The organism is Candidatus Poseidonia alphae, assembly GCF_943787815.1.
GTDB lineage: Archaea > Thermoplasmatota > Poseidoniia > Poseidoniales > Poseidoniaceae > Poseidonia > Poseidonia alphae.
Map to the genome: position 1 here is coordinate 1 of NZ_CALSNW010000001.1, position 19002 is coordinate 19002.

Annotated in this window: 20 protein-coding genes; 10 read left to right on the top strand and 10 right to left on the bottom strand. The window is 46.6% G+C overall.

The window, feature by feature from the left end; genetic code table 11:
• Positions 1-17: 17 nt before the first annotated feature.
• Entirely contained in the window at positions 18-815 is a 798-nt protein-coding gene (locus tag AAA857_RS00005) for a hypothetical protein (RefSeq protein ID WP_338171774.1), read from the bottom strand.
• Between the two features lie 82 nt (positions 816-897).
• Here AAA857_RS00005 and AAA857_RS00010 point away from each other — a divergent pair, with 82 nt between their 5' ends.
• Together AAA857_RS00010 and AAA857_RS00015 are read left to right on the top strand one after the other, a co-directional pair.
• Entirely contained in the window at positions 898-1926 is a 1029-nt protein-coding gene (locus AAA857_RS00010) for a pyridoxal-phosphate dependent enzyme (RefSeq protein WP_338171775.1), read from the top strand.
• Between the two features lies 1 nt (position 1927).
• Positions 1928-3079 carry a PLP-dependent aspartate aminotransferase family protein gene (locus AAA857_RS00015; protein ID WP_338171778.1) on the top strand — a complete coding sequence of 384 codons (1152 nt, stop codon included), beginning with the start codon at positions 1928-1930 and terminating at the stop codon, positions 3077-3079.
• 165 nt (positions 3080-3244) lie between these two features.
• On the opposite strand, the gene AAA857_RS00020 is transcribed toward AAA857_RS00015, so the two are convergent.
• Complete coding sequence (locus AAA857_RS00020) at positions 3245-3844, bottom strand: hypothetical protein (RefSeq protein ID WP_338171780.1); 600 nt, start codon at positions 3842-3844, stop codon at positions 3245-3247.
• Between the two features lie 172 nt (positions 3845-4016).
• Between AAA857_RS00020 and AAA857_RS00025 the strand changes: the two genes are divergently transcribed.
• Entirely contained in the window at positions 4017-4901 is an 885-nt protein-coding gene (locus AAA857_RS00025; RefSeq protein WP_338171782.1) for a hypothetical protein, read from the top strand.
• A gap of 137 nt (positions 4902-5038) precedes the next feature.
• Here AAA857_RS00025 and AAA857_RS00030 read toward each other — a convergent pair whose 3' ends face one another.
• The gene (locus tag AAA857_RS00030) at positions 5039-6274 is read right to left on the bottom strand and encodes a glycosyltransferase (protein ID WP_338171784.1); all 1236 of its coding nucleotides are present in this window, start codon (positions 6272-6274) and stop codon (positions 5039-5041) included.
• A gap of 266 nt (positions 6275-6540) precedes the next feature.
• Between AAA857_RS00030 and AAA857_RS00035 the strand changes: the two genes are divergently transcribed.
• Positions 6541-7656 carry a DUF1996 domain-containing protein gene (locus tag AAA857_RS00035; RefSeq protein ID WP_338171787.1) on the top strand — a complete coding sequence of 372 codons (1116 nt, stop codon included), beginning with the start codon at positions 6541-6543 and terminating at the stop codon, positions 7654-7656.
• Positions 7657-7982: 326 nt separating this feature from the next.
• Here the strand turns inward: AAA857_RS00035 and AAA857_RS00040 are convergent, their stop codons facing one another.
• Positions 7983-9824 (bottom strand): ELWxxDGT repeat protein, encoded by a 1842-nt coding sequence (locus tag AAA857_RS00040; protein WP_338171789.1) that lies wholly within the window; start codon positions 9822-9824, stop codon positions 7983-7985.
• Positions 9825-10059: 235 nt separating this feature from the next.
• Between AAA857_RS00040 and AAA857_RS00045 the strand changes: the two genes are divergently transcribed.
• From AAA857_RS00045 to AAA857_RS00060, 4 genes are all read left to right on the top strand, one after another.
• Positions 10060-10476: a helix-turn-helix domain-containing protein gene (locus AAA857_RS00045; protein ID WP_338171791.1), complete on the top strand. Its 417-nt coding sequence runs from the start codon at positions 10060-10062 to the stop codon at positions 10474-10476.
• Positions 10476-11732 carry a hypothetical protein gene (locus tag AAA857_RS00050; protein WP_338171794.1) on the top strand — a complete coding sequence of 419 codons (1257 nt, stop codon included), beginning with the start codon at positions 10476-10478 and terminating at the stop codon, positions 11730-11732. Before AAA857_RS00045 ends, AAA857_RS00050 begins: the two co-directional genes overlap by 1 nt.
• Entirely contained in the window at positions 11710-12630 is a 921-nt protein-coding gene (locus AAA857_RS00055) for an SDR family NAD(P)-dependent oxidoreductase (RefSeq protein ID WP_338171797.1), read from the top strand. The genes AAA857_RS00050 and AAA857_RS00055 overlap by 23 nt, the downstream gene beginning before the upstream one ends.
• 184 nt (positions 12631-12814) lie before the next feature.
• Entirely contained in the window at positions 12815-13081 is a 267-nt protein-coding gene (locus AAA857_RS00060; RefSeq protein WP_338171800.1) for a hypothetical protein, read from the top strand.
• A 50-nt stretch (positions 13082-13131) separates the two neighbouring features.
• On the opposite strand, the gene AAA857_RS00065 is transcribed toward AAA857_RS00060, so the two are convergent.
• The 5 genes from AAA857_RS00065 to AAA857_RS00085 form a co-directional block, all read right to left on the bottom strand.
• Positions 13132-13893 (bottom strand): hypothetical protein, encoded by a 762-nt coding sequence (locus AAA857_RS00065; protein ID WP_338171802.1) that lies wholly within the window; start codon positions 13891-13893, stop codon positions 13132-13134.
• 492 nt (positions 13894-14385) lie between these two features.
• Positions 14386-15255 (bottom strand): hypothetical protein, encoded by an 870-nt coding sequence (locus tag AAA857_RS00070; RefSeq protein WP_338171805.1) that lies wholly within the window; start codon positions 15253-15255, stop codon positions 14386-14388.
• Positions 15256-15390: 135 nt separating this feature from the next.
• Positions 15391-15663 carry an elongation factor 1-beta gene (locus AAA857_RS00075; RefSeq protein ID WP_338171807.1) on the bottom strand — a complete coding sequence of 91 codons (273 nt, stop codon included), beginning with the start codon at positions 15661-15663 and terminating at the stop codon, positions 15391-15393.
• A 219-nt stretch (positions 15664-15882) separates the two neighbouring features.
• The gene (locus tag AAA857_RS00080; RefSeq protein WP_338171809.1) at positions 15883-16248 is read right to left on the bottom strand and encodes a hypothetical protein; all 366 of its coding nucleotides are present in this window, start codon (positions 16246-16248) and stop codon (positions 15883-15885) included.
• 36 nt (positions 16249-16284) lie between these two features.
• On the bottom strand, positions 16285-17022 hold the full coding sequence (locus AAA857_RS00085) for an RlmE family RNA methyltransferase (protein WP_338171811.1): 738 nt from the start codon (positions 17020-17022) through the stop codon (positions 16285-16287).
• Positions 17023-17141: 119 nt separating this feature from the next.
• On the opposite strand from AAA857_RS00085, the gene AAA857_RS00090 reads away from it, so the two are divergent.
• Together AAA857_RS00090 and AAA857_RS00095 are read left to right on the top strand one after the other, a co-directional pair.
• The gene (locus AAA857_RS00090) at positions 17142-18080 is read left to right on the top strand and encodes a thioredoxin family protein (protein ID WP_338171814.1); all 939 of its coding nucleotides are present in this window, start codon (positions 17142-17144) and stop codon (positions 18078-18080) included.
• Positions 18081-18196: 116 nt separating this feature from the next.
• On the top strand, positions 18197-18466 hold the full coding sequence (locus AAA857_RS00095) for a hypothetical protein (RefSeq protein ID WP_338171817.1): 270 nt from the start codon (positions 18197-18199) through the stop codon (positions 18464-18466).
• On the opposite strand, the gene AAA857_RS00100 is transcribed toward AAA857_RS00095, so the two are convergent.
• Positions 18467-19000 carry a hypothetical protein gene (locus tag AAA857_RS00100; RefSeq protein WP_338171820.1) on the bottom strand — a complete coding sequence of 178 codons (534 nt, stop codon included), beginning with the start codon at positions 18998-19000 and terminating at the stop codon, positions 18467-18469.
• Between the last annotated feature and the right edge of the window lie 2 nt (positions 19001-19002).

Genomic DNA, 19002 nt, shown 5'->3' on the forward strand with positions numbered 1-19002 from the left:
GCTCTGAATTGGAACCATCATTGTGCAGATGTCGCGTGGTATGTTTGGCCACCAATAGAGATCTGAGTCACGCGGTCTGTTGCCATGTTTCTGTACTCCTCTTTTTCCAGATCATATACTGTTTTCAGGTGATAATCTGATGGATTATACGCCATTTCATCACTGATCCTTTGTGGGTCAATTTCATCTCGACCTGTTTCCTTCCATACTCCGATTCTTGCCGTCATGTTTCGAAGCGTGCCTTCTCGTTTTTCAAACTGTACGTTAAAAACCGTATTCGGATGCTGAAGCGTCAATTCCAGTATACTTGACTCTGGGATAAATGCTCTACCAGAGGTTGAAGGTTGCCCGGGAACGTATGCTCTACGAGGGGGAGGTGGTGGAGGAAGTGAAGCAATCTGCTCTTTAGTGAGTATGGCATGAAGTGTCCTTGGTACTGCTGCAGAATCGATCTCAGTCCGACCTAAAAAGAGGATCATGCTGGCGATCATATCGGTGTGCAAAGGGCGGGAACGAGGATGTGTTGGACGAACACACGCATTCAGATTGTTGAGGTGAATTGGAAGATGGTCTTTGTTAAATCTCGATTTCTGTCCTAAATCCATAAGGGCGGCTTCAAGAGGAAAAATTTCAATCGTTTGTCCATTGATGATTCGTTGAAGAGAAACATTGTTTCCTACAGATATCGGGGTCCAAAGAGTCGTGTTAAGGATGGTTTCACACCAAACCAATGCGCGCAACACTGCATCGGTTCTCTTTTTGTCAACGGGAACTGTAGAGTTTAATCTTCCAAAAGGAGTTTCATGAACATTCATACGTCATTCAAGAATTCTACCCCTCATAAATGTAAAGTTGAATTTGAAAAGCCTGATGAACCTGAATTCAATGGCGTTCAACATGGCCCTCCCTCATGGCGTTTACGAAGATGTAGTTTCAGCGATTGGCCACACCCCTCTCATTCGTTTGAACAAGGTGACTGCTGACTTATCAGGCTCAGAAGTTTGGGCAAAACTCGAACGTTGCAGTCCAGGCGGCTCAATCAAAGACCGAATTGGCCTTGCTATGATTTTGGAAGCTGAAGAAAAAGGTTGGCTTAAGCCCGGTGGAACCATTGTTGAAGGAACCAGTGGCAACACCGGCATTGGACTAGCAATGGTTGCAGCACAACGGGGATACGATTGTGTCTTCACAATGCCCGATAAGATGGCAAAGGAGAAAATTGACTTGCTCCGTGCTATGGGCGCACGGGTGGAAATTTGTCCTACAGCGGTCGAAAAAGAAGACCCTCGGTCCTATTATATGGTCGCTGAACGGCTGAGCAAGGAGATTGAAGGAGCATGGTATCCTGATCAATATTCCAATCAATCCAATCCCAAAGCCCACATTCTTTCAACTGGACCAGAACTCTGGAACCAGACTCAAGGTGACATGACCCACTTTGTCGCTACCATGGGAACTGGCGGTACCATTACCGGATGCGGAAAATATCTAAAGGCGCAAGCACAAGAAAACGGCAAAGACGCTCCAAGAATCGTTGGTGTCGATGCTGAGGGGTCCATTCTCAAAGAATGGTTTGAAGATGGAACCATGGGCGTTCCTCATGGATACAAAGTTGAGGGATTTGGGGAAGACTTCATCCCTCCAGCAACTGACTTTTCTGTGATTGATGAAATTCGAATGGTCGATGACGAGATTTGTTTCCGTATGGCTCGACGTCTGGCTAAACAAGAAGGATTGTTCTGCGGTGGGTCCTGTGGTGGAGCGTTACAGATTGCACTGGACATTGCTGCTGAACACGATAAAGCAGGAGAAAAGGCAAAGATTGTTGTCATTCTCCCTGATGCTGGAAACCCATATCTTGGAAAAGTCTACAACGATGAATGGTTAAGAGATAATGGATTTGATGTCGATGGATGGGAGTGGTGAAATGACTGGAGATTCAACCCGTTGCGTCCATTCATCATTGGACCCTGAAGTGACGACAGGCTCTGTACACACACCTATTTTCCAAACATCTACCTACGTTCAGAACGATTTTGCTGACCATCTTGGATATGAATATGCACGTGGGGACAACCCCACTCGAAATGCTCTTCAACGGGCTCTAGCAGAAATGGAATCACCTCATCAAGAAGCATTTGGCTTTTGTTTCGGCAGTGGAATGGCAGCGATTACAACCATCAGTCAAATGCTCAAACAAGGCGACCATGTCATCGCATGCGACGACCTCTATGGAGGCACAGTTCGCTTATTTGACCAAATTGCTTCACGGTTCGGCATTGAAACAAGTTATTCTCCCTTGAAAAGCGGAGACCTCGGCAAAGTTGTTCGTGAGAACTCAAAAATCCTCTGGCTTGAAAGCCCGACCAATCCACTTCTCACCGTTCATGATATCAAATCACTGGCTGCAGAAGCAAAAGAACACGGTCTGATTGTCGTTGTTGATTCCACCTTTGCGACGCCTATTCTACAGCGTCCGTTCGAATTGGGCGCAGACATCATTGTTCATTCAACAACCAAGTACATCGGAGGCCACAGCGATGTCATCGGTGGATGTTTAATCACCCAAAGCAAGGAGCTTGCTGAAAAGATTTCATTCTTGCAAAATGCAGTAGGTGCAGTCCCAGCACCGATGGATTGTTTCCTCATCCTCCGAGGACTGCGAACACTGGCTTTACGGATGAACCGCCATTGCGAAAGTGCACAGGCGTTAGCAGAACGATTGCAGGACAATGAAAAGGTCACTCGACTCTTTTATCCAGGTCTGAAAAGCCACCCAACCCATGAAATCGCACAACGGCAAATGAATGCATTTGGTGGCATTATTTCCTTGGAGGTCAAAGGAGGGGAAGAGGGTGCTCGAAAGTTCGCAGCCCAGTTGAACCTGTTTGCAACAGCAGAAAGTTTGGGAGGAATCGAATCGCTCATCAACCATCCATGGACCATGACGCATGCAGCAATTCCAGAAAAGCAACGCTATGATGCAGGAATGACTCCGGGTTTGATTCGCTTGTCGGTTGGTATCGAGGATATGGAAGACCTATGGCAAGACCTTGTGACCGCTCTTGAAACGCTCTAAGCAGCATCGTTCAAGCACTGTTGGCCTTAGGAGATTGGTTCTGAATTGGGTTTTTGGTTTGTTACTACCAGGAATACTGGTGATCGTAGTTCGTTGATTTGGCCGAGTAAGACCCTTTGATTTTTGTTCATAAAAAAACGAAGAAGAAAAAGGCCGAGTCAAAGATCAAGGTTCATCTTCAAACGAAGTCTCTCGAGCCCGATGCATGGCTTCATCGCTGGTGAACCAAAAGGTAGGCGTGTCCCCCATATCTTTGTCCCAACGTTGAACAGCACGAGCGAACATTTCGCCTTCTGTGTAATTTTCGCACCACTTGAGGTACCAATCGGCTTGCTTGACCATGGCTTCGTCATCTGGGGCTGTGCGCTTGAGGACCTCGGCCTGAAGGGCGATGGTCATAAGCCAAATTGGAGCAAGAGCGTAGGTCGCAAAGGGGTTGCGCTCCATATCGACACTTCTCCACTCGGTCCACAGAGAGAACACTTGGTCGTAGAGAAATCCAATCAGGAGGACGGAAAACATCACCGTGAAAAAGATGCCTGCAAGTGCAAAATACGTACTTGAGATCCCAAGGATTTCCTCTGAAAAACATGGTCCTTGCTTGCATCCTCCCGAAAACCTCCATTCGATCAACGGCCAAACCAGCAGAGTGATGGTCGTCCCCCACAACAACAGGCTGACGACGGCTTGGGATTGTTGCATCCTCCAGTATTGCCTCATGGCCCATTTTTTGAAAAATGAACCCGCCTCAGGGCTTTCTGTCATGGTGTAAAGGCTGGCCCCATCATTAAAGAAGCAATCGCCTAAATTATTGCGGAAGGAATCAAGAGAGCCTTTTTTTATTTGTTCAAGTGTATATCTTTTAAAGAAACAACCGCAGTTGAGAAAGGATTAAGAATACGCGAATTGGCCATCAGTTAACGACGTGGTGAGAGGTATGAGAGTCCCCAATGTGAAATCATACCTCCGAAATGTACTGACCAGTATTCGAGTGCGATTGAAATTCCTTCGCCTCAGATTGAGAAACCGTTTCGCTTCATCCACCGTCCTTGACCCAGCAGGCCCTACAGTCTCCATGACAACCTACGGGCAACGCTTGAAAGATGTCCACATCGCTATCGAGACCATTGCAAAGGGGACGGTTCTGCCCTCGCGATTCATGCTCTATTTGGACGTAGAGGAGGATGTATTGCATCCGACCGAGGCCTTGAAACGACTGAAGAAACGAGGTTTGGAAATCCATCTGTCCGAAAACCTCGGCCCTCATACGAAAATTCAGTGGTGGATTCAAAACGCTCCAGAATTTTCTCGCCCTCATATTGTTGCTGACGACGATATATTCTATCCAAAATGGTGGCTGGAACGCATCCTTGATGCAGCACGACACGAACCAACATCAGTCATGGCATACCGGGCTCACAGAATGCTTCTCAGCGATGACAGGAAAGGGCTCACTCCCTATGAATCGTGGCCTCCTGGAATAAAAGGACCAAGTCATCTGAATTTCGCCACCTGTGTATCGGGAGTATTGTTTCCTCCGAATTTCTTAGAGATTATGCGAAGGGCAGGAAATGGATTTCGAGAAACATGCCCCCGAAACGATGACCTTTGGCTCACATTCCAAGCCATTGAACACGGCGTTGGAATTGGTTTAGTTACAGAGGAAAGCCTTCATTTTGACATGCTTCCAGGTAGCCAAGAAGTAGCCCTGCATTCAACCAATGTTTTTGAACAACAAAACGATGTTCAAATTCGTCAAACCTTCCTCCCGAGCACCTACGCCACGCTAGCAGAACACGACCTTCGTTTTCAGCAACGGTAAAAGACCAAGTTAGAAACCATCATCTTCGGATGAAGTTGGAGTTTTGATTGAAACCAAAAAAAAAGTCCAAAAACTGCACTTTTTATGGAGAAGAGGTCGACCCGGGGCGCCGTGCAGGACTCATCAAGGGTTCAGGCTCAACGGTCTTCAAACAGGCCCTCAAGCCCGCTGCGGAAGGCGGCCACAGAACGTCGATGGTCAACCATTCGGGTGTGATCCCGCGCCAATGCACCGTAACGCTCACGATCGTCGTACACGGCTCTCAAGGCTTCGATGACAGCATCAGCATCATGGCCGTCGTTCACCAGAATACCTCCTTCGCCCAAGGCTTCCTTTTGCGAGCCCACGTCCGATGTTACGCTTGGCACCCCAAACAAACCTGCTTCACCGATGACCCGGCCCCATGAACCGGTCGTCTCGAAAAGGATGAGGTGGAGATCGATGCCGGCAAAGAAGGTCGCAGCATCAACGTGGCCCACCACGCGTGCGTTTGGATGATGAGCGAGTTCCTGCGGGTATGCGCTGCCTCCTGCAATGTGGACTTCCGCCTCCGGCCAGCGCTCAAGCAACCTCGGAAGAAGGCGTTGATACATCCGCAACCCCTTCTCTGGGGTAACGACCATGATGCCGATTATGGGTGGTGCTCCATCTGGTCGCTTTGACTGCTCGGCCAAGCGCAAGGCGTTCACGTCGTCCATGCTCCCAAAGCGCCCTTCAAAATCGATTGGTAGGGGCACACTGTGACCTTTTTGAATGGTAAAGCGAGATCGAATGTCGGAGAGTAAACCTTCTCCTGCCGCACACACGAGGGCCGCGCCCTCCATTACGGGCCGAAACCGTTCCTCAAGGCGGAATACCGTGTCGTCTCGGACGAACATGACGTAAGGCATGCCACGTGCGGTGAACGCTTCTGCAGCTCCTGGCGCCCATTCGAGTTGGGTCAAACCTATGCCACCAGCGTGCTCCTGCTTGTCCAACCATGAACCGACACGAGATGCGAACTGAGGGCTTCGCCGACCGATGTGCCGGTCATGGGCCCACTTTCTGCGTCTCTGCTCGCCCCTTCGTTCCCGTAAGCCCCAGGCCACCTTCGACCAGAAACCTTCGATGGGCAGATCTGTGGTGGTGAGGTCCACTTTGGGCTCAAGCAGACCGATTTGTTCGCCTCGATCGTCACTTGCGAATGCGCTCACCGTCCACGCAGGATGCGTTGGAGCATCCGCAGCGGGCGACATTGGGACGAACGCTGGTGCGGTTTCGAGGGTTGGTCCAGGCGCCGCAATACCGTTCAGCAGGGCCGCCAACGAACGCTCTGCGCCACCTCCTGGTGGGTCAAGGTCCCGCACTGCGGCGAAGAGACGGCGGGTGCTCATGCCCCTGCCTTCGCTCCAACCCCTTTGAGCGTTGTGGGCTCTTTACAACCGTACGCACGAATACGGCCCACTGCAAACCCTTGTGAATTCGAATCTTATCTCCGTGGGTCAGTGAAGAGACCCTTGGAGATTGGCAAATGAAAATCCTCAATATCGGGATTATGCTAATGAACAATTTTCATGAAACTTATGTTGGAATTTTGATTTCCTTGATTCTGAAATCAAGATGTACGATACCTTATCAATAACCAACACGAGGGAGCCTCGTGGAGGAAACTGAGAATTTCCGAGAAGTCGATGTTGCTACGTCAGCGAAGTTCTTCGGCACCAAAATCACGTCCTTTTCTATTCTTCTAATGATTGTTGCAAGCATCATCGCCATTGATGCCTTCGATTGGTTTGAGGGAGACGAAGATGGTGAGGATGAAAGCGATCTCGTAAAGACGAACCCTCCTCCTGAGATCGACCTACAGCCAGGCAGAATTTATTCTGATGAAAACATCTACATCAACGAAGACGGAACCGGGAATTTTCGTACACACTGCACAGAATCCCATGTCAACAATGACGACCCTCTCGTATATCCCGGACAAACAGGGGCTGCTCACGAGCATGTTTTCTTTGGGTTCCCTGAAACGGATGCAAACACCACGACGGAACAACTGAGGAACGCAACAGATCAAACGACTTGCGAAGGAGTGGCTTTGAATCAAGCCGCTTATTGGGTGCCATCATTGTTTTCAGCAGATGGAACCAGGCTGGAATATGTTGAACCTCTCTTTTACTACAAAAGCGGCTACCATATTCCTGCGGAGCTTATTCAAGCCCCACCTGAAGGCTTGGTGATGATTGCAGGTCATGACAGACCAGAACCGCAAGACGTGATAAGTGCGAAGTATCGTTGCGAACATTGGGAGGCTCCTTCTCCTCAATTCGATGAGGGGGATCCAATGGATCATGTGCCGTATTTGCCTGAATGTCAACCAGGTGAATTACTCGAGTTTAGGGTCGTTTTTCCACAATGTTGGGATGGACAAAATCTCACCTCAGAAAATCAGCGCAGCCACATGTCCTATCCTATCCTCGCTGAGGCACCAAACACAGGCACGGGATATTGCCCGGACTCACACCCCGTAGCCATTCCTGAAATATCGTACAAATTTGCATTCTGGGTCACGGAAGAGACCGGTCCATCGGACACATGGTATCTCTCATCAGACATGAATGCATCACACCCGAACGGCTCATCTTTGCATGGCGACTGGATGAATGGATGGGACCCGGACATCATGGACCTCATCATCAACAATTGCATTAATCCCGGGTACGATTGCAGTGTTGGCCTTCTTGGAGACGGCACACGACTTCAAGAAGTAGAGTGAGGTATCAATCCCAGATTGTCAAATTCAAACATTATACACAACGGGCCCCCTTATGCACGCCTGCATTCACATGGGTACCCTCTGTGCATGGCCCACTGAGAGCCCTTGTAAATGATTGAGTAGTTGGAAGCCATTATGGCCATACCTTCGGACACATCCATATTCCAAACATTTACCGAATCCATCAAATGGAAATTTTAACCAAACTCATGTCAGCATTCGCATCTAGAATAATTAGATATTGTTCATTACCATGAATGAACGTCCAATTATCGAAAGGATAGCCATAAGTGTTCGCTGAATCATAATCACAGATGATATCAAGATTATGAAGTTGCCCATACATGATTAGTTTTGAACTTTGAACTGTTATGTCCGACACCCATCCCTCCAGAATCTCCGTCGGAATTAACATTTAGACAGAAAAAATTTCCACTTGCAACTAATTCAGAACCAGGATAGCAGTAGTTTGGAAGAGATACTATCTTTTCAGTTCCTGTTGTTGTTCCATCGCTCTCCCAAATTGCAGGACCATCGACATCGGTGGCTGTAAAATAGAGAGTGTTGCCAATGCTTCCAATAAGGAAGTAATTGGGCCAACTATTGGCATTTCCACTGTTAATATTTGTGACCATAATGGTACCAGCACTTGTTCCGTCACTCTTCCACAATTCAAATCCATTACCAGAATTGGCTTGGAAATAGAGAGTATTATCGACCACTGTGTGGTGGTTGGGGGAACTACTGCCACTTCCACTGTTGATGTCCTTAACCATCACCGTTCCTGAGGCAGTTCCATCGCTCTTCCACAATTCTGCACCGTTAATACCATCATTCGATGTGAAATAGAGATTGTTGCCCATAACTGTAGTCGAATAGTGATAAGCGTCCCCTGTCCCGATGTTGATATCTTTGACCATCATCGTTCCTGCGTCTGTGCCATCGCTCTTCCATAATTCGCGCCCGTGATCTCCATCATTAGCTTGGAAATAAAGGGTGTCACTAATGACTGTAAATCCTGTCCAATAGACCCACTCATACCAAAGTGCATCATTATCACCACTGTTTATGTCTTTGACCATCACTGTGCCTGCGGCTGTGCCATCGCTCTTCCACAATTCGTTTCCGTGGGTTCCGTCATTGGCAGTGAAATAAATCGAGTCTCCCATGGCTGTAATGCCTTGAACACGTGCACTTTCGCTTCCACTGTTAATATCGATGAGCATCGACGTGCCAGATGCAGTTCCATCTCCTTTCCACAATTCGTATCCGTTGATTCCGTCACTAGCTGAGAAATACACATTATTTTCATGAACCATAACTGAGCTAATCCAAAATTCAGAGGAGATGGTCTTTACAAGAACTGGCCCTAAAGTGCTATCATCTTTCCATAGTGTCCGCTCATTATTTACTTGATCATATACGAAGAAAAATACTTCTCCATTGAGGACATGAAAACCAGTAATGTTTGCTACATCATTTATGATTTCAGAAAAACTCTGTTCACAGCCAGTACTATCTATATTTGTTCCAGCAGGTGTGTTCGGGCATTGGTCAACATCGTTCATCACTCCATCACCGTCATCATCGAGTTGTGATTGTGAACAACCATCAGTATCAACGGTCTCACCTGTTGGTGTGAGTGGACACAGGTCAAGATTATTCATCACTCCATCACTATCATCATCGAGTTGTGATTGTGAGCATCCATCTGCATCAACAATTTCTCCAGAAGGCGTGAATGGACAGAGGTCGAGATTGTTCATCACTCCATCACCATCATCATCCAATTGATTGTCAGCACAGCCATTGGCATCAACAGTTTCTCCAGCGGGAGTGAGTGGACACAGGTCAACATCGTTCATCACTCCATCGTTATCATCATCCAGTTGCGATTGTGAACAACCATCGGCATCTACAGTTTCTCCAGCGGGAGTGAGTGGACACAGGTCAACATCGTTCATGATAAGGTCGCCATCATCGTCCAATTGATTGTCAGCACAGCCATCTAAATCAACTGATAATCCAGTATCGGTGTCTGGACACAAGTCATCAGCATCCACGACAGTATCATTGTCCAAGTCGACTTGATTCGATAAATCGGTACATCCAGCGAGTGAAACGGTTAACATCATCAAAGCAAAAAGAAGAGTTTGCAATTTCTTCATGAACAATCCACGCCTCATGAAGTAAATGAATGCAACGGGTTCCGTTATGCTCGCATACGTATACAACCGTAGCGAGTGTACTGGGGGACTGAACACCCATTGTACTCCTCCATAATGTCTCGAGGGGTTTGCAAGAACCCTTACGATTTAGTGGAAATGATATGTCGGAACTGTTGATTTCACTAACAATTGTGGTACCCTTGACTTGATAATTAGAGGCATTATCCAAAGGAGCATGGGCGATGCAGAAAGCAGTGGAGTAAAGTCAATACGAAGAAATCTGCGTAACGAAGTAGATAATCTGCTTAGTTTGCTCTCAAAATCAACTATGCTCCATACGTTGGTTGTTCTAAACTCAAATAAAGAGTCGATGCGATTTTCTGAAATTGAAAGGAGAGTTGAAAGTTCTGCTACGACCCTCTCAAGACGGCTGACTGAACTTGAAGAGTATGGACTCGTAACTCGCACAGAATTCACAGATTCTCAGGTAACCCGAGTTGAATACGCACTTACAGATGACGGTGTCGCACTCCACCCAAGTTTGGAATCTGTGTTTGAGTGGGTTCTTCATAGGTCATCGGATCCACGAATTCAGTCCCTTGAAACCCCATGCTCTACCCAAGTCACAACAGGATCTGGAGGCGAGGTCTGATGAAAAAATCAACCAAACCAAACGCTTGTCTCATGGTACTGTTTTTTCTTTCGATATCTCTAGCGGGATGTTTTGGTGAGTCTGAAGGTACATCAGGGGATGAGGAACTTGAAAATTCGGATGATGAACTCGAAATTCCATTCGTCGAACGAACGACTGAACATATCAAACTTGTCGAATCAAGGATACTCGAGTTGGACAACAACACAAGTGCTGAAATTAGCTTTTATCGGAATGAAGCATACACATGCGGACTGTCTGGACATTACACCTTTTTCGTCATGGAGCCAATCAATAATCCCGGTATTGAGGCTCCTCTGTGGACCTATCTTCACGGAGGTGGCTACGGGTGGTTTGATGAAAACCAGACATACCAAACTGTCAAGACCATCACTCAGAATACTTGGAACCATGAGGAATCATTTGACAAACTGATCAACCTACATTTGATTGGAAACACACACAATAACAACGACGAACTGATGAGTTCAACCCTTACACGACGAATTATCGACGGATACCGAGTTTTATTGGTATCACTCTGCGACCATGACAATTATGCCGGTCGTGGCGACCCATATCCGAATAACCCGAATTCATCCACTGATGGTGTTCTTCGAGAGGTGAATGGTCTGCAGGCTACGATGGCTGCAATGGATTACACCGTAGCCAATTACCCAACCAGTCAGGTTTTCGCTCATGGAACAAGCGCTGGCTCAATTGGTGTATGGAATGTAGCCATTGCATACTCGCACGAAGACATCCACCTTACTGCAGTCGTGGCGGATTCATGGACATTTGATCCCCCCCGTATCTTCGAGATGTTTGAAATCTATGTCGGTGTTGATCCTTATCCTTTCAACGGAGGAGATCTACGTAGCGATGGTATGGAGAAACTCGGGTTTGATTACGAGGGCTATGGCCTCTATCCTGAAGCGATGATTCGAAATGGATTTACTGAGGTGCCAATTATGTTCATTATCGGTGAACTCGATCCTGCCTGTGGGGGGAAATTACCAACGATTCCTGCAGCTGAAGAGGCTAACTTGAGTAATTGTCGTTGGATGTATGACAATTTGCGGCAGACGATTGATGCACAACCGAATACACCCCATATCTTGGATTTCGATCCCGACGGAGATCATGTTGAAACAAACTGGGCTAGAACACCAATCAACGACAGAGTCGATGCTTTCCTTGAAGCGATCTGGGCAAATAACCCTCCACAGGTATTTGTGTCAAACAGTACGAATTGATATTTTACTGGAAAATGGTGATATTTGTATGTCGAAATTGATGAAAGGAAAAACAGTTGTAATCACAGGAGCAACCTCGGGAATTGGATATTACAGCGCCCTTGACATTGCGAAAATGGGCGCTAGAGTTCTCGTTGTTGGTAGAAATTCTGAGCGTGCTAAAAGGGCTACAGAGAGCATCATCAAAGAAACAGGAAATTCTGAAATTGAGTTTATTGTTGGGGATGTTTCAACCATAAAAGGGGTGCAGCAATTGGCGGATGGCATCAGTCAAAGCGTTTCGAAAATCGATGTTCTCATCAACAATGCTGGTTACCTTGGAAATACTTTCAAGCACAGCGAAGATGGTTTAGAAATGCATTTTGCAGTAAATGTAGTTGCACCTTGGAACTTGACCTATGCTCTTTTGCCTGAGTTGAAATCCTCTCCATCTCCTCGAGTGTTGAACATCAGTGGCGGAGACAAGCCAACTGCGATTGATCCAGAAAATTTGCAGGCAGAGAAAAAGTTCAGAGGTTTAATGACATACACTCACTCAAAAAGCATCTTGGAAGGCATGTCGATTGCCCTCTCCAAAAGATTGGAGCCAGAGAACGTGAGTGTCAATATCGTTTTTCCGGGAAGAGCATCGACTTCAATGACACAATCATTGACAACGAAGGGGCTTCCTGGTCCAATGAAAATCATGATGCCATTTTTCAAATTATTTTTCCGAAGTGATGGTGGCAAGAGTGCTCACAAAGCTTCACAATCAACGGTATTTGCTGCAACTGATCCATCATTGGAGGGCGTAACCGGGCGTTATTTTGACACTAAATCGAAAGAAAAAGAACTCCATCCATCGGCTTATGACGAACAGGTGCAGAAGCAAATCATTGATGCAATTGAATGTTCTTGATACCTCTGTATACCCATGCAACACCCTCCGTACACCCTCTGTACAGGCATCTCATGGTAGGGTACCGATACAACAGGCATCTCACGCAAGGGTGTTGTAAGGGTAAAGATCAATCACCCTGAGTTTCACATATGGAAGGCGCTCAAGTCCCCCCCAGCAAGTAGTTTATGTTCAACAAGCACCAATGCTAAACGCAAAAAGCTCAGGTTTAGCGATAGTTCTAGCATTTCTTTGGCCAGGCCTCGATTATTTTTATCTTGAAGATGGTTCGGGTGGAGTCAAAAGAGCAATTGGGTTCCCTTTCTTGCTGTTTACAATAATCGGCATTCCCGTTGCATTAATCATTTGGATAATGGGGATTGCTTCTTCGTCAAGAAGAACAACAGAATTTAACAATAATTTAATGATGCTAAATCAAGGAACTATACCCAACCAACAAATCGTGCAATAATAAATCACACCAAAGATAAACCTTTCATTAAAATTTGAAAATGAATTCGATTAGTCATTAATTAAAATTTCATATTCCATGCCATTTTTATTATTCGGCATATCTAACTTATGAGGTAAATTGTAGTCTTTTGAAACATTTGAGTATTTGGAAAAAGTTAATTCCAATACAAAGGGCAAATCATCATCTTCGCGTAATGGACGGAAATTATTGGCATGAACATGAACTAAATTTAAACTCAATTCATTTATGAACGTTTCAATTTTGTTAAGATGTATATCAACATCATGAAACTCAAGCACTAAGCCAGTAATTCTCTCTTCATTAGCGACAATGTCATGCAAGAACCGATATTCAGATCCTTCTATATCAATTTTCAAAAAAATATTTTTACTTTCAGTTTGGTTTAAAACATCCATAAAAGTGCAGTGCTGCTCGTTTTTAATATTCAAGCCTACAAATTTTTGGATATGATTAACATCTGATTGAGAGAAAAATTTTCTATATTCTAAGAACACATTTAGCGAGTTCAGAAAGCGTTTAAAATTATAAATCCTTAATGTAGATCCCAAGAGGCGTCTGAAAAAAATTCTTCCACTCACACTCGCATCATATGCATTTATGGATACTTTTTTTTGGTTTAAGAAATCCTCTTCAAAACTCCAATCATCACTAATACCAAATCCTAAAAGTAGATCTGATTGTTCAATGTCTGATTTTGAAACGAGATAGCCACCATCATAATCCCTTCCAATTCGGACTAAATCCGTTGATTGCTTTATTGAAAAGAAATTTGGTAGTCGTGCTTTCATATTGTTACCGACAGAGGGGTGGGCAATAACTGTTATTGAATCGTTGACAATACCTGTTGCCCAATACCCATGTCCCTTTGCACGCAGTTTGTATCAGTCGTCGTGAACATATTTACTTGAACTATTCAGTTTGGCTTGCAACCAAAGACGTTCAAAAAAGCCGAGACGCTGTCCCCAAAAAATAGAAACAGCACACAGCGGGGACGGTCTTCCGGCGATTGAGCAGAAAGCAAAAATTGGTGATGCACAAACTTTTCTTGCGACTAAGCAGAAAGTGGAAGATGTTGATGCTCAAATTGGGATTTGCTCAATAAAGCAAAGGCTAGCGATGTATATGACTCACTGCGAACCATAGTGTACAAACCGATTGTGTGCAAGGGCCTTATGTAGACACCCACGTGAATGAATCATGATCGGTTGGGTAATTCAGGGCAATCAAAGGGAGAGGTTCGTATTCCTGAATGAATCGCAATGTCTGACTTCATTGAATGATCAATCATTTTTTATCAATCGAACACCGAATGCACCGAACAATAATGTCAAGACATAACCACCTATTGAGAGGTTCAATTCAATGGAAATACCCAGGGTGAATTTATCACCGTCTGGATTGCTCTCTCCCAAAGTACCTATGCCCACATAATACTCGCCTTTTTCTGGAGCCCATGTTAGCCCTGTAGTACCATTTTCGCCGACGATTTCATATTCGCTGTCCTCCGCTTTACATGTTTGACTGGTTGACATAACTCTTTCAATGGGTGGGATGCTGTCGCACTCCTCTTTTTTATCTGCATCAGCAATGACAAGGAAAATATCACTTCTATCCCATTTTACGGTCGCCTCTGCCGAAAGTAAGAGTGGAACCGGATTACCTCGGAGTGGTTCAGGGCCAAAAAATACTGTGCCCTGCGTGAAAGATGGAGGGGAGGCGGGAGCCTCACGTGGAGGGGAATCAAGTGAAACTCCTATGGTACCTACAATCAAAAGCAAAGTTGCAATTGCTGATATGGCGTAGCCAACTTTCCTGAGCGAACGATGCCTGATTCTCAGATCTTGCATTTCATTGAGCAAATCATTGTGAGCTTTACTTGACTTTTTGTCCTTTGGATTCATTTTTACTGAATCACGAAGAAGAGAGGCAGCCTTGCGGTAATCCGCTTTGGAAGTTGACTGTTGAGCGATGTTATGGGTTGCCTTGCCTGCGAGCCGGAGTGTGGTTTGGTGAGATCCATTCTGATCAATTTCTCTAAGGATCAAAAGAGCGTCTTCTGCTTTATTTTGAGTGATCAGTTTCTCTGCTTTTTTCCAAGCTTTTCTCTGTTTGTCCGACGCCGACAAGACGTCGATTTTCTTGTTGGCCATGAGGCTGCCTATTGCTGTGACGATTAGTCTAATTGGTACAATGATTGAGTATTCTCGAAAAGGTGAATGAGTAAGGCTCATTCGTTGACCGTCTCAAGTACGCACAGTGTGTGCTGCTTGGGGATAATTGAGGATTCAAATAAGGCCCATTGAAAGGACTTCAATTTCGCCAACACCGTGGATGTCGCTCATTTGTGCTTCAAAAGCATCTGCAAGACCTTCGCCGTCGTTCATTGTGACGTGAACTTGTACAAATTTAAGGCCGAAGGCGAGAGGCTTTGTCTCGACCTTCTGGACATCGTAGTTATCGGTTCGAAGGCCACGAATGGCTTCTGCGATTGCGTCGCTATCAACATCGTCAACATCCGAATCTGGGTTGACCTTGTATGTCATGACTACCATACCCATTAAAATCACCTCAGGGTCCTTCGAAGCCGCAGTTAGGGCATCGGTAGAGCACACCTTGATTGCGTACTCGTGGGCTGCGCCCGATTGGCTTGAAGCAACCAGGGCAGGGGAAAGTCGTGGAACCCTTTTCTGCAAGGGGAATGCCAGATGATGTGCAAGTAGATGCTCGTTCGCTCATAATAACGCCTCGGGACGATTCTGCCCACGCCCTCCCCTTCTTTATGGTTGCGTGAACGAACTTCTTTGAGAATGACTTCCAAAACGGCTCACTATTGACATACGGCCGGTTCTGCCGGTACTTACCACCAAGGCCTGTTCCCTAAGCCGACACCAACCGGATTCAATGCGAATGATGTCTCCAATGCGGACATCATCGACTTGCCCACCCCACAATACCAATCCAACAATACCCGTATCATCCCTTCCACAAGCGGCTGCAACCGGTCCAGTGTAGTGCTGGGATACAACGAGACGTTGAGGGTAGATTCGAAGCACAACCATTTCCAATTGCCTCACAGGAGCATTTGGACGTAAATTGATGATTCGGTTTACAGGTGCGGGCCAACGATGGTCATTGTTTGACATGAGGAAAAGGTTGAGCCTTAATGCTCTTGAAACCTTTCACTCCTTCTTTTTGCGGCGAACGGTGAATGTGGTTGAGGTCGGTGCAGGACCCTCCTCGATTTCATTTCCGCCGACCAAGACATCAACTGCTTCTTCGTACCGCTCTCGGATGGATTGCTTCGGAGACTTCCAGGGCATGTGATTCCTGCACACCAGATAAACTTCGGATGAGGAGTTTCGAGAAGCATCCGGAGAATAGCGGCGGACTGTGGAAAAGTGGGGTTTTACAGCATTAATCAATTCTTGCACTCCAACTCCTTGGAACAGTTTGGTCGTAAATGCGCCACCTTTCTTGAGAAGAGGCAGTGAAAAATCAAAGACATCGGCTACGAGAGTCATGGCTACTGATTGGTCCATGTCCCATTTCCCAGTGATGTCGGGAGAAATATCTGAGACGATCACGTTAATCAAGTCTCCACCAAGTTCCTCAAGAACACGCTCTTGGGTGTAGGGGTCGGTAATATCGCCAGTAAGAAGCACTGCCCCCTCAACGGGTTGACACGGTTCAAGGTCTACTCCAATGACATGTCCTTCCGGGCCAACCAATTCCACGGCGACTTGAGACCAGCCTCCAGGGAAGCATCCAACGTCGAGAATCGTATCGCCTTGGCGAACAAGCCCAAACCGTTCCTGTATTTGTTTAAGTTTGAAGGCAGACCGAGCACGATATCCGCTGGCCTTGGCTTGTTTCCGCCAAGAATCACGTTTGTGATTTTCAATCCAGTGGTCTGCCATATCCTACCTCTCCAAAGCGCATACGAGCACGATGCCCTCATGAATGCTTTTCTCAATCCTACCCAAATCCAAGCAATCAAGGCAGAAGGCATCCTCGCCGTAACCAAGGAGGACAAAGGGTGCGCTCATCAACAACGAAAAGATGGACCCTTATCGGGCTCGGCATCTACCTGGTAGCACTCTTACTGGTTCAACCGGTGACCGCAATCATCGTACAGTTGGACCAAGAATTTGCCGCCCCCGTGTCAACTGGCGAGGGGGGAAGAACCCTTCTTGTTGAGGAATTCACCGCCACATGGTGTTCGGTATGCTCCGAGGTTGACCCTGAACTCGAAACGGTTGCCGACAGTCACGGTTCCCGTATCGCACTTATCGCACTTCACCCCACCGATGGTGAGGATGCCTTCGGACCTGAAGCAGCAGCCCACCGAATTGAGCGAATGAAAGCCGTGAACCCAGGTATCGCATCAACACCAACATTTGTTGTGGAAGGTGGCTCGCCACGAGGCGGGTATGAAGCCTGGCAGGATGTCCAACGTGACATCCTCAACACTGAGTTAGAACGGCAGCAAGTAACTCCTCTGGCGTTTCAAGTACAAGCAACGGATTCGGGATACAAGGCAACCGTTCTCAATGCAGAACCCTTGACCCGTAACGGAACGCAACTGACCTTCCTCGTTCTGCAACACGGGGCAGAAGTTCCAGACCGAGGCGTGAACGTCGGAGGTCCCACACGAGACCGAGTGCTTCTTGGCATAGCTGAATGCAATCTTGAAACCGGAGCAATCTCAGCAAACCTTGGTTTGTTAAACGCAACAGCGAACGATGAATGCAACACCGACTTTTCGATTGAGTTTCCAAATTATGAATCCTGGAGCGTAGTTCTTGTGCACGAACATACGCTTGATGCGCTGAAAAATGGATCTGAGCCAATGTCGTTAGGGGCTGTTGAAATGGCGCACCGTTCAATTTCAGTTGAGCAATCTTCAACCGCAACTTGGATTCTTATCGGGCTTTGCACCGGATTAAGTTTGGTTGCTATTTATCGTAAAAAGTAACACAATGCTGATTCAGCCCCCTTATCACCCCGAAATCGGGTAATTAACCCCGATATCTGTCAATTGCATGTGCATTTGAAGCGAGGTTTGATAAACTTCAGGACCAATGTATAACCATGACAAACACATGGGAAGACATCACATGGGAAGAAGAGGCCCCCCTCAAGGAGTGGGTCATCGAGTATGTAGCCAAGGTCGGGGACGAATCCTCACACCACCTCACCATACTCTATGGAGAAGAAATCGAAGATGTTCAGCGTCATCTGATGCATGAACTAAGAACAACATATCTCGAAGCGACCGAAATTGAAGTCACCGTCCTTCGTATGGAAGTGATTGACCAGGAGCCGAACGCATTCCACTTTGACGGGACGTACACGCCCTGATCACGCTATTTCTCGATAAATGAGTTCAATTTTTTGACCGTCTTCCAACACATGGTTTTGGAACGTAGTGACCTGTTCTCGGTTTTCATTTCCCTCAGAATCTTGCGTCGTGACAAACATGAGGAATTCGTGACTGTCATCCGTTCGGTAATCATCAAAACCGGTTTCGTCAAAGTGCTTGCCCCATACGTCAAAGAACGCCTCAAGGGGTGCTTCAACACCTTGCTCTTTCAGTTCGATGTGAATGATGCCGTTCGTACTGTGAGTGTGAAGTTGGCGCATGGTGCAGCCCCCGTCGTTAAGGCCGACATCCCCTGGAACCTCGACAAATTCATTGTTGACCGAGAGAACCAATTCGGCATGGTAGTGATCAACGTAATCACCATGCCCGCCGAGGCAATCTTCGGCGAGTGGATGCTTTTCGTCAGCGGTTGAGAACACTTCACTCGAACCGTCACTCTGGCCGAGCAACACGCCCATAGCAACAACAGCTCCTACGGTGAGAAGCAACCAGAATACGGTATCGGATTTCATGC

Excerpts from the sequence above, each read along its gene's own strand:
- AAA857_RS00030 (WP_338171784.1), bottom strand. The coding sequence starts at position 6,274 with ATGAGCACCCGCCGTCTCTTCGCCGCAGTGCGGGACCTTGACCCACCA.
- AAA857_RS00080 (WP_338171809.1), bottom strand. The coding sequence starts at position 16,248 with ATGTCAAACAATGACCATCGTTGGCCCGCACCTGTAAACCGAATCATC.
- AAA857_RS00020 (WP_338171780.1), bottom strand. The coding sequence starts at position 3,844 with ATGACAGAAAGCCCTGAGGCGGGTTCATTTTTCAAAAAATGGGCCATG.
- AAA857_RS00025 (WP_338171782.1), top strand. The coding sequence starts at position 4,017 with ATGAGAGTCCCCAATGTGAAATCATACCTCCGAAATGTACTGACCAGT.
- AAA857_RS00085 (WP_338171811.1), bottom strand. The coding sequence starts at position 17,022 with ATGGCAGACCACTGGATTGAAAATCACAAACGTGATTCTTGGCGGAAA.
- AAA857_RS00075 (WP_338171807.1), bottom strand. The coding sequence starts at position 15,663 with ATGGGTATGGTAGTCATGACATACAAGGTCAACCCAGATTCGGATGTT.
- AAA857_RS00040 (WP_338171789.1), bottom strand. The coding sequence starts at position 9,824 with ATGAAGAAATTGCAAACTCTTCTTTTTGCTTTGATGATGTTAACCGTT.
- AAA857_RS00060 (WP_338171800.1), top strand. The coding sequence starts at position 12,815 with ATGCTAAACGCAAAAAGCTCAGGTTTAGCGATAGTTCTAGCATTTCTT.
- AAA857_RS00045 (WP_338171791.1), top strand. The coding sequence starts at position 10,060 with ATGGGCGATGCAGAAAGCAGTGGAGTAAAGTCAATACGAAGAAATCTG.
- AAA857_RS00005 (WP_338171774.1), bottom strand. The coding sequence starts at position 815 with ATGAATGTTCATGAAACTCCTTTTGGAAGATTAAACTCTACAGTTCCC.
- AAA857_RS00050 (WP_338171794.1), top strand. The coding sequence starts at position 10,476 with ATGAAAAAATCAACCAAACCAAACGCTTGTCTCATGGTACTGTTTTTT.
- AAA857_RS00015 (WP_338171778.1), top strand. The coding sequence starts at position 1,928 with ATGACTGGAGATTCAACCCGTTGCGTCCATTCATCATTGGACCCTGAA.
- AAA857_RS00065 (WP_338171802.1), bottom strand. The coding sequence starts at position 13,893 with ATGAAAGCACGACTACCAAATTTCTTTTCAATAAAGCAATCAACGGAT.
- AAA857_RS00100 (WP_338171820.1), bottom strand. The coding sequence starts at position 19,000 with ATGAAATCCGATACCGTATTCTGGTTGCTTCTCACCGTAGGAGCTGTT.
- AAA857_RS00010 (WP_338171775.1), top strand. The coding sequence starts at position 898 with ATGGCCCTCCCTCATGGCGTTTACGAAGATGTAGTTTCAGCGATTGGC.
- AAA857_RS00070 (WP_338171805.1), bottom strand. The coding sequence starts at position 15,255 with ATGGCCAACAAGAAAATCGACGTCTTGTCGGCGTCGGACAAACAGAGA.
- AAA857_RS00095 (WP_338171817.1), top strand. The coding sequence starts at position 18,197 with ATGACAAACACATGGGAAGACATCACATGGGAAGAAGAGGCCCCCCTC.